Genomic DNA, 210 nt, shown 5'->3' with positions numbered 1-210 from the left:
GTAATGTTGCCTCTACCAAGATTGCGCTTTCTCTGCCAGCCGATGCTAGTAGTAATATGCAACGACAGTTTGGCTTTGGCTCATAGACACCTTTGCAGTTCCCAGGTGAGGGTAGTGGTTTGATCGTTACGCCAATAGAGAAAGAAACCTCGCGCCGTGCGACGGTCAGTTAAGGTTATGGTCTACAAGTGACACTGGCACAGGTTGCAC

At 49.5% G+C, this 210-nt stretch carries 1 pseudogene; it reads left to right on the top strand.

The window, feature by feature from the left end:
- Positions 1-170 (top strand): annotated as a pseudogene (locus V6252_RS13655) (penicillin-binding transpeptidase domain-containing protein); the annotation flags it as partial.
- Positions 171-210: the final 40 nt, after the last annotated feature.

Source organism: Psychrobacter proteolyticus, from assembly GCF_038155145.1.
Lineage (GTDB): Bacteria > Pseudomonadota > Gammaproteobacteria > Pseudomonadales > Moraxellaceae > Psychrobacter > Psychrobacter proteolyticus_B.
This window is presented reverse-complemented; position numbering and strand designations above follow the sequence as displayed.